Raw genomic sequence first — 8,580 nt, 5'->3', positions numbered from 1 at the left:
GCAAGCCAAAGAAATTAAGGATAAATTAAACCTACTCATTGAACAAGCCTCTGAAATAGATCCAAGTCTCATGACAAAATTAATAGAGATCAACCGTTGGATTAAACATATCAAGCTTGGTTCTCTGATGTCCAAACCAATTGTCGTGGCTTTTTTATTAGAAGTAATTACAGACTCTAGAGTTTGGTTAGCAATTAAATCTCTACCCTCCGCAGAAGAGCAAAAACTACAGTTTGAGCAAATGACCGCCAATGAAAGATATTGGTACGGTTATCTATTTCCTAAATGGATAAACGCCACAGACACCAAATTTTATATTTGGAAGAAAAAAATGATGGCTGGGGAATTTAATCAAGCTGATAGTGATATCATTAAATATATAGCTCAAGATATTGTCCATCGTGAAGGGAATTTTTGGCGGCGTTATATAGCTGACCTTTCTATGGCCACAGACCTCATTGTCAGTAATCATCAAAATAAACCACTCTGTATTCAAGTCACAAGTGTTAGTGAAGAATTTCATGCTCAAAAATATCAAAAGTGGCAAAATGCACTGCAATTGTGGGAAATAGAAAGAGGATTATTCTTGAGTTATAATCCGCAAGAAAATGATTTTATTCAACAATTAGTCAATGTTGCACTGTATAACAGTGATCATCTGGCCGAAGGGAAGTATATGAATTTTTCCTGATTCCCAAATATTAAAATCGAAATCTGTGTCCTAGCCAACATCATTAATCTGCTGAAAATGCCATTTATGGTTAATCAACAACAAACTAATAGCAACGCTCAACTCGAAAATCTGACTGAAGCGTTAGCAGTAGCCCGGAATATGCAGCAAGATTGGTTAAATTATGGATTAAATTTTGTTCATATTTATGTAGAAGATGTAGAAAGTGATTGGTTAGAAACTTGGGGAGATGATCAAATATCTAGTCCGTTATTTGATGCTATTAAAGAATTTTTGGTTAGTGATGATGATGTAGCTATAAAAATTAGAAAGTATTTAGGAGATATATCATTGTTTGATTTAGCAGTAGATTTAGAAGAATGTTTGAGAATTTCTAGAGATAATGACAAAATATCTGCTGTCAAAGATGTATTAGCAGGTGATTTTGATATTGATGATGTGGAATTATTATATCTAGCTGATAATTTTGTCAATAAAGTGTTATCAAAGTGTCACACAAAATTATAATCTTCAGTTCGTAGTCAGGGCTTTAGCCCTGATTTCAGTTCGTAGTCAGGGCTTTGTCCCTGATTTCAGTTCGTAGTCAGGGCTTTGTCCCTGATTTCAGTTCGTAGTCAGGGCTTTGTCCCTGATTTCAGTTCGTAGTCAGGGCTTTGTCCCTGATTTCAGTTCGTAGTCAGGGCTTTGTCCCTGATTTCAGTTCGTAGTCAGGGCTTTGTCCCTGATTTCAGTTCGTAGTCAGGGCTTTAGCCCTGATTTATGAGAATCAAATTGAGACTGAAATAATAAATGTGTTAACGCCCTGGTTATGCAAACCGGAAGTTTAAAAGCAGATAAATACAAGTTTACAACCTTTGCAGTAGGTTTAGACCGTGTGTATCAGTACCACAAGTGTTAAATAAATTGAATTTCTCCGCTAATTCCTGTACCTCCTGGGTTTCCCCAATACTAGGTTTCCATGGTTTGGGATTACTGTAAGCGTAAAAAGTCTCTACACCATCAATTCCGTTATCTACGGCCGCAGGAATTAGCTCAAAATGTGATCGCTTATACCGGGCTGGGTGAGCAAGTACGGCTAATCCCCCCGCTTCTTGAATGGCTCTAATCACGTTATTTGCTTGATAAGGTTTACCCACCGCAGGTATTTTTTGTAAATAAGGTTTCATGCTGGGGTGTTCTGACTCAAAAGCATAAGCCAAAATATGGACCTCAGTATCTAGCAAATTGGCGTTAATTTCCGCACCACTCCACAGGTATGGAGTATGTGTATCTGGATGACTGCATTTCCACGCTTCTAACCAGGAATTGGCTGCTTGATAGCCATCAATACTATGATGATCGGTGATTGCTAGACCTTTTAAGCCAATTGCGATCGCTTGACTCATCAACTCACTCGGTTCTAGCCTACCATCAGAGTGAACCGTGTGCATATGAAAATTAAATAACTGGGGACAACTTTGAGCATCAATATGTTGGAATACTTGCTTTAGTAGTTCCTTGGAAACAGTAGTCCGGGCAAAATTTATAACCATAACCCCTCTACACAAAAATTACATTTTTCTCAAAACGGGTATTACTTAATACGTGAGATATAACCAATACCGCTAACTGGTAATTACAGATACTTCTTTAACTACACCAATGGATTTTTGCAATATGTCAATAGTATCTTAGCAAATATTAACGCTGAAAACCATGAGTATTTTTGATTACTTCCATCAGAAAATCTAAAGTTTGTATATAATTTACAACTTGTTCTGCTGATACAGATGAAAGAGAAATTGACCACAATTGTTTTCAAAGTATAAAAAAATTATAAATTCCTACTACAGGAACAAAGTCAATCTATGGAAACTCAGGAAAAATTCAGGTTTTGAAACCCATGAAGATGGGTTTTGTGTGTATAGTCTAATACGGATAATTTAGACTTTTGGCCTTACAATAAATTAACTAATTCACCTGTTCCAGTTATCACTTCGCCAATTACATAAGCGGGAAGATCCTGGGACTGAAAATGAGTAATTATTTGTTCTACTTGTTGGGGTGGAACTAATAATACAAAACCAATACCCATGTTAAATGTATGATACATAGCTTCAGTACCGACAGAACCAGCCCCAGCTAACCAACGAAAGATGGGAGGAATAGTCCAACTTTCGGGTATCATTTTAATCGCTTGACCCTGATTTAAACATCTAGGTAAATTTTCTGGTAAACCTCCACCAGTAATGTGAGCCATACCATGAATTTCCGCACCAGATTGTAATGCGGCTAAAACAGATTTAACATAAATGCGTGTAGGCGTGAGGAAAGCCTCACCAATAGATTTTCCATGTAGTATATCTGGTGTATCAGTCCATGCAAACCCGCCATTACTGACAACTTTGCGGACTAAACTCAACCCATTACTATGGACACCAGCACTAGCTAAACCTATAGCCACATCTCCTATTTGCACCTGAGAACCGTCTAACATTCGGCTTTTTTCGACAATTCCCACACAAAAACCAGCCAAGTCATATTCACCAATTTGGTAAAAACCGGGCATTTCTGCCGTTTCTCCGCCCAATAAAGCTGAACCGGCTAATTTACAACCTGTAGCTATTCCTGCGACTACCTGAGTTAATTGTTCCTTGTCTAATTTACCCGTAGCTACATAATCGAGAAAAAATAAAGGTTCTGCACCTGATGTTAAAACATCATTAACGCACATTGCCACCAAATCTATGCCCACAGTATCATGGCGGTTGAGAACTTGGGCTATTTTCAATTTTGTACCCACACCATCTGTCCCAGAAACCAAAACTGGTTCTTTGTAACCTGTGGGGAGTTGAAAGCAGCCACTAAAGCCACCTAATCCGCCTAAAACCTCTTTTCTAAAAGTGCTATGAACCAAATTACGAATTTGGTCTACAAAAGCTCTACCTGCTTCAACATCAACACCTGCATCCCGATAATCCATGCTTAACTATACCGTTATCAATTGATTATTTAGGTTATGATTATCACATAATTTACTAATTTAGATCAATTATTGTATCCTAGATAATCAATCATTAGTCATAAAAATCTGGTCAATTAAGTGGTCAAGGAAACAAACCAATTTTATTATACAGCTAAATATAAACCAAGTCAGTTAATTTATGGAAGTGGGCAAACTGCGTTAATTACGGGATGGACTGTAAAAGAAGCAGTATATAAACACTTAAACAAGAATGAATATGCTGTAATTGGACAATTATACTCACCAACCAGGGGTATAAATTTATTAATTCGTAATTTATTGTTAAATCCTCATGTTAGATACTTGGTTATTCTAAATGCTACCAAAGAAGATAAAAACGCAGGTGGTTGTCAATGTTTAGGAGATTTTTTCCGTCATGGTGTAGAAGAAAGTATTAGTGATATTGGGCGAAAATCTTGGGTAATTCGTTCTTTGATTCCGGGTTATATTGATATTGATATTAATATAAATGCCTTAGAAAAATTGCGTGACTCCATAGAAATTCAAGAAGTCATATCAATATCTGATGCTGTTGAAAAAGTTAAATATTATGCAAATCAAGAACCCCTTACACCTTGGGGAACACCCTTAGAATTTGCCATGAAAGTAACTGAATCAAACGTTTTTCCAGGCACAAGATATGGACACAGAATAGAAGGTAAAACCATTGCTGAAACTTGGGTAAAAATCATTCATAGAATTAAGACAACCGGGACAATTAGACCCACAGGTTATGATGGAACATGGCAAGAATTGATAGATTTAATGGCAATTATTACCGACGAACCCGATGATTTTTACTTTCCTGAACCCAACTATTTACCAATAGACAGGAGTTTTTTAAAAGAATATATATCTCAGATATTAGATAATGCAACCAATCAAGAGGGGGTAAAATACACCTATGGACAAAGGTTGCGTTCTTGGTTTGGGAAAGATCAAATTGAACAAGTAATTGAAAAATTAGCTCATGATATTAATTCCGCAAGGGCTGTAATGTCCTTATGGGATGCTAATCAAGATCATAACGATAACCCACCTTGCTTAAATCATATTTGGGTAAGAATAGTAAACAATGAACTATCTTTAACCGCAACCTTTCGTAGTAATGATATGTTCTCAGCATGGCCAGCCAACGCCATGGGATTAAGAGCCTTACAAAAGTATATTTATGATGCTTTAATTAATAGAACCGATCATGTATTAAAAATGGGAGCATTAATTACCATTAGTCAAAGCGCCCATATTTACGATGATTGTTTTGAAAATGTCGCTAACGTAATTTCATCTCAATATAGTAAAATTGCTCAAAGAAAAGACTATTTTGATCCTGCGGGTAGCTTCATTATTACCATTCAAAATAATCAGATTATTGTCGAACATACAACCCCCGGTTCTGGAGAAATAGTTAATTGTTACTCTGGTAAATCCGCACATAAAATTTCTCAGCAAATATTCACAAATTGTCCGGGCTTACAAATTTCCCATGCCATGTACTTAGGAGTAGAATTACAAAAAGCAGAAACAGCTTTACTAATGAAAGAACAGCTTATTTATGAACAAGATAAACCTTTAAAAAAGAATACAATTCTCAAACAATAAAACGTATTTTATTCCTCTCTGCGCCTCTGCGTCTCTGCGTGATCAAGAAAATTATAGTTAGCAATTAATAAAGTTATTGCTAACTATAACCACTAAAATTCTGACTAATTCAGTTAATCACACCTGAACTATTTTTGTAACTCACAAAGTTGAAACTTACTGTCATTCATAGGCACAGATTCATATTCATCCCTGCTAGACAAATCCACAATTTCACATTCGAGATTATGCAAAGAATTTAACATCAAATCATCTCGATTTTGCCAAATTGCAAATATTTTCTCTCTACCATCATTTAAGGTTTTTAAATCAATTTGATAACCAGTATTTACTTGTTTTAACTTCAACCCCAATAAACTCAAAAGTCGGTTTAATATCTTAATTCCTGAAACAGTTTCTTGACCCCTAACTAGATCAATACCTAAAGCCCGTTTAATGTGTTTACTACTTTGCATAGCTACATTTTTCAACCACATCAAATCTGGATCATTTTCATTAAATACGCGCTGTAATTCCAGAAATTGTAGCATTCCTAAAGCCCGCATAGCTTCCACCTTGAGTGTATAAGTTTTTAAATCTGGGAGAAAAACTTTGCCTTCACCCCAAAATAATTGTTGATTCCATTCTTGCTGATCTTTTACATGAAAATATTCACTTTCATGAGTGAGATAATAATGAATTAACAATTGTCCATAATACCCCTTTTCATCCTGTAATTTGAGTTGGGGAGTAACGACAATTCCATACCTTTGTTTGAGGATATATTTATTAACTTGATGACGTTCTTCATGGGTGAGAGAATGTTTAGTTAATAGCTGTTCATATTCGATATAACCAATATCCCTAGCATGAGCGACAGCATTAGCGTTTGCTAGTTGATTTTGCTGTTTAATGTCTTTGATTTTGCCTTTAATTTCCTTGGCTTTTTGACGACTTTGCGCCCAATCTTTTTGAACTTTAACAAGTTCTAAAATTAAGCGTTTGCGGTTTTCTAAATCACTAGGTTCAGTGGCAAAAAATGCCAAACGTAAATCGCGCAGAATGTTATTTTGTACTTCATTACTTCGGATTTGAATTTGATGTCCATCAGTTATCAATCCCTCTTGCATTGATTGACGATAGAGACGAATAGAAGCATTAACTCTTGCAGATAATTTTGCCCAAGTGCGTAAATGAATGGGATCATAAACTAAAGGTAAATCCACATCTATTTTATGCAATGGACTTAGTAAAGCTAGGTTTTCTTTTTGGTTCTCTTGATACCAATGAGATAGTAAACGATAATTTGTACTCCCACTTCCAATTAAGCCAATACCCCGTTTAGCACACCAAATAATCCGGGGAACATCATCCCTAACTCTTGCTAAGGCTTGACGGGCTTCTGAGTCAGGAATCACCCCTTGAAAAATACCATAAACTCGGTCAAAATGTTGAACATCAATACTAATTCCTGTTCCCAAACTAGGGGTAACAAAAACCGTATGATAATCGCTAATTTTCTGATTAATAGCCGCTATAAAATCAACGGCTGCGTGACCAGGTGTATTAGTAGTATGACTGCTAATTACTAAGGTTTCGGGAAATTCTTTTTTGAGTTTTTGCAACCGTTCTCTTAAATAATGCTCAATAGTTTCACAACTGTAACGACCAGAACGACTATCAGTGGTTACATAGCATTTACGTCCAGCAATTAGATCTAATTCTAATTGATGAATGAGGGGGGTGGGATTAGGTGAATCATAAAAAGTTGTATCCCAACCTTTTTCCGGTTTCCATTCATTAATGACTATCCAAGGAGTTAATTTAATTGCTGCTAAAGTTTGTAAATACTCTAAAGATACATCTGATAAATCGGCATCTTGGGCAATTATTAAACCTCCAGTTGTGATCACTGTGGAAATTAATTGTTGGAAAATGCGGAGAATTTTCACTCGTTTTTGTTTACAGGTATCACTGTTGAGTAAATGCCATAATGATTGTTCAACTTCATCTAAAATTAATATTGCTCCTCGCCAATGTTCTGGTTTTAATTTCCAAATTGAATCTACACATAATCCTAAAGATGGTGTAGTTGTTAAGGGATAAGTAAGGGGTAATTCATCAGCTTCTATACTCCATTTTTCATGTTCAATTCCCCATTTAATGCCGATTTTATCACATAAGAACCGTCCTAAGATGATTCTATGGGTAATTAATAAAACTGGTTGATTGCGGCTTTTTGCTTGTTGAACAATGCTTTGCAATGCGGTGGTTTTACCTGTACCTTTAGCTGATTTTACTCCCACTAGGCCAGATGTGGGAAAGGGAATTTTCTCCAAATAGGGACAGTTAACAGTAATTGCAGCGGGAATTGTTAACTCTGTGTGGGGTTTTGTTTGGGCAATGTAATTATCTAAATCTACACTTTGACGATAAATTTTATCAAATGCTGTTGCACCTTTAGCAATGATAAATTCATCAACTCCTTTTTCTTTTCCTGGAAGTTCTACAATTTTAACATGACAATTTTGTTGTTGTAATAAACAACCTAGTTTGGAAATGGCATTATTGACGGCGGCAATTTTTTTCTGTTGAGTTTCAAAATCAAAACAAATATGAAAGTCGCGTTTTGTGTTTGTGAATGCTGCTAAATCAGGTATTAATTGCCGACTGGTAACTTTGCCAAATTCGTTTTTAATAACTCGATAACCGCTATTAATACCAGGAATAGCAATAGCAACATATCCTTGGGTTAATAGTGCTGCGGCTTTTTTCACACCTTCACAAATGATAATGGATATCTTGTTTTTAATTACCCATTGCCAAAAACATTCGGCTTCACCGTCATCATTAATGGTGATTTTTTCCGGTATTTCTAAGTTGTAAAGTTGTCCAACTTGTTGCCAAATTTCTAAAGATATGCGTAAACAAAATATGCGTGTGGGTGTGCTGGGAGGGTGTTCATATTTGATTGATTTACCTTTCTGGTTTTGTCGCGGTTGGTTGGGTTTAAAACATCCCCATTCCATTTTATGCCAATTGTTGAGGGGATCTAGTCCAGAACACCACCAACCACCTTCGGTAACATGAGTATAACGCTGTAACCATGCACTTTTAATCATCCCTGTGTTGGTGCGGGGGAGTTTGTCAGAAATCAGCAGGTATTCATAAGCATTTGTGCTTTGAAGCGATTTAAAGTTTAAACAAATTAAGTCTAAATTTATACCACTGCTCTTGACTAATTCTTCAAGGTGTTGCGGATGTAAAGAATGCAGATGCATAAGCTGAAGCAGCTAAGGAATAT

At 36.0% G+C, this 8,580-nt stretch carries 6 protein-coding genes; 3 read left to right on the top strand and 3 right to left on the bottom strand.

Going from position 1 to position 8,580, the window contains the following annotated elements; all coding sequences use genetic code 11:
- Together ACIR310F_RS21860 and ACIR310F_RS0108250 are read left to right on the top strand one after the other, a co-directional pair.
- Nucleotides 1–691, top strand: a 691-nt coding sequence (locus ACIR310F_RS21860) for a hypothetical protein (protein ID WP_035367760.1), incomplete at its 5' end; no start/stop codon positions are given.
- Nucleotides 692–757: 66 nt separating this feature from the next.
- The gene (locus ACIR310F_RS0108250; protein WP_028083424.1) at nt 758–1,198 is read left to right on the top strand and encodes a hypothetical protein; all 441 of its coding nucleotides are present in this window, start codon (nt 758–760) and stop codon (nt 1,196–1,198) included.
- Nucleotides 1,199–1,536: 338 nt separating this feature from the next.
- On the opposite strand, the gene ACIR310F_RS0108245 is transcribed toward ACIR310F_RS0108250, so the two are convergent.
- Together ACIR310F_RS0108245 and purM are read right to left on the bottom strand one after the other, a co-directional pair.
- On the bottom strand, nt 1,537–2,223 hold the full coding sequence (locus tag ACIR310F_RS0108245) for a PHP domain-containing protein (protein WP_028083423.1): 687 nt from the start codon (nt 2,221–2,223) through the stop codon (nt 1,537–1,539).
- Between the two features lie 404 nt (nt 2,224–2,627).
- Nucleotides 2,628–3,653 (bottom strand): phosphoribosylformylglycinamidine cyclo-ligase, encoded by a 1,026-nt coding sequence (purM, locus tag ACIR310F_RS0108240; RefSeq protein ID WP_028083422.1) that lies wholly within the window; start codon nt 3,651–3,653, stop codon nt 2,628–2,630.
- A gap of 120 nt (nt 3,654–3,773) precedes the next feature.
- Between purM and ACIR310F_RS0108235 the strand changes: the two genes are divergently transcribed.
- Nucleotides 3,774–5,297 carry a thymidylate synthase gene (locus tag ACIR310F_RS0108235; protein ID WP_028083421.1) on the top strand — a complete coding sequence of 508 codons (1,524 nt, stop codon included), beginning with the start codon at nt 3,774–3,776 and terminating at the stop codon, nt 5,295–5,297.
- Between the two features lie 128 nt (nt 5,298–5,425).
- On the opposite strand, the gene ACIR310F_RS0108230 is transcribed toward ACIR310F_RS0108235, so the two are convergent.
- The gene (locus ACIR310F_RS0108230) at nt 5,426–8,557 is read right to left on the bottom strand and encodes a plasmid replication protein, CyRepA1 family (RefSeq protein WP_028083420.1); all 3,132 of its coding nucleotides are present in this window, start codon (nt 8,555–8,557) and stop codon (nt 5,426–5,428) included.
- Nucleotides 8,558–8,580: the final 23 nt, after the last annotated feature.

The sequence above is a fragment of the Dolichospermum circinale AWQC310F genome, from assembly GCF_000426925.1.
Taxonomy (GTDB): Bacteria; Cyanobacteriota; Cyanobacteriia; order Cyanobacteriales; family Nostocaceae; genus Dolichospermum; species Dolichospermum circinale.
Note: the sequence above shows the minus strand (reverse complement) of the source record. Positions and strands in the feature narration are given on the sequence as shown.

Bases quoted from the DNA above. Each gene is read 5' to 3' on its own strand.
- ACIR310F_RS0108250 (WP_028083424.1), top strand. From the start codon at position 758: ATGGTTAATCAACAACAAACTAATAGCAACGCTCAACTCGAAAATCTG.
- ACIR310F_RS0108245 (WP_028083423.1), bottom strand. From the start codon at position 2,223: ATGGTTATAAATTTTGCCCGGACTACTGTTTCCAAGGAACTACTAAAG.
- purM (WP_028083422.1), bottom strand. From the start codon at position 3,653: ATGGATTATCGGGATGCAGGTGTTGATGTTGAAGCAGGTAGAGCTTTT.
- ACIR310F_RS0108230 (WP_028083420.1), bottom strand. From the start codon at position 8,557: ATGCATCTGCATTCTTTACATCCGCAACACCTTGAAGAATTAGTCAAG.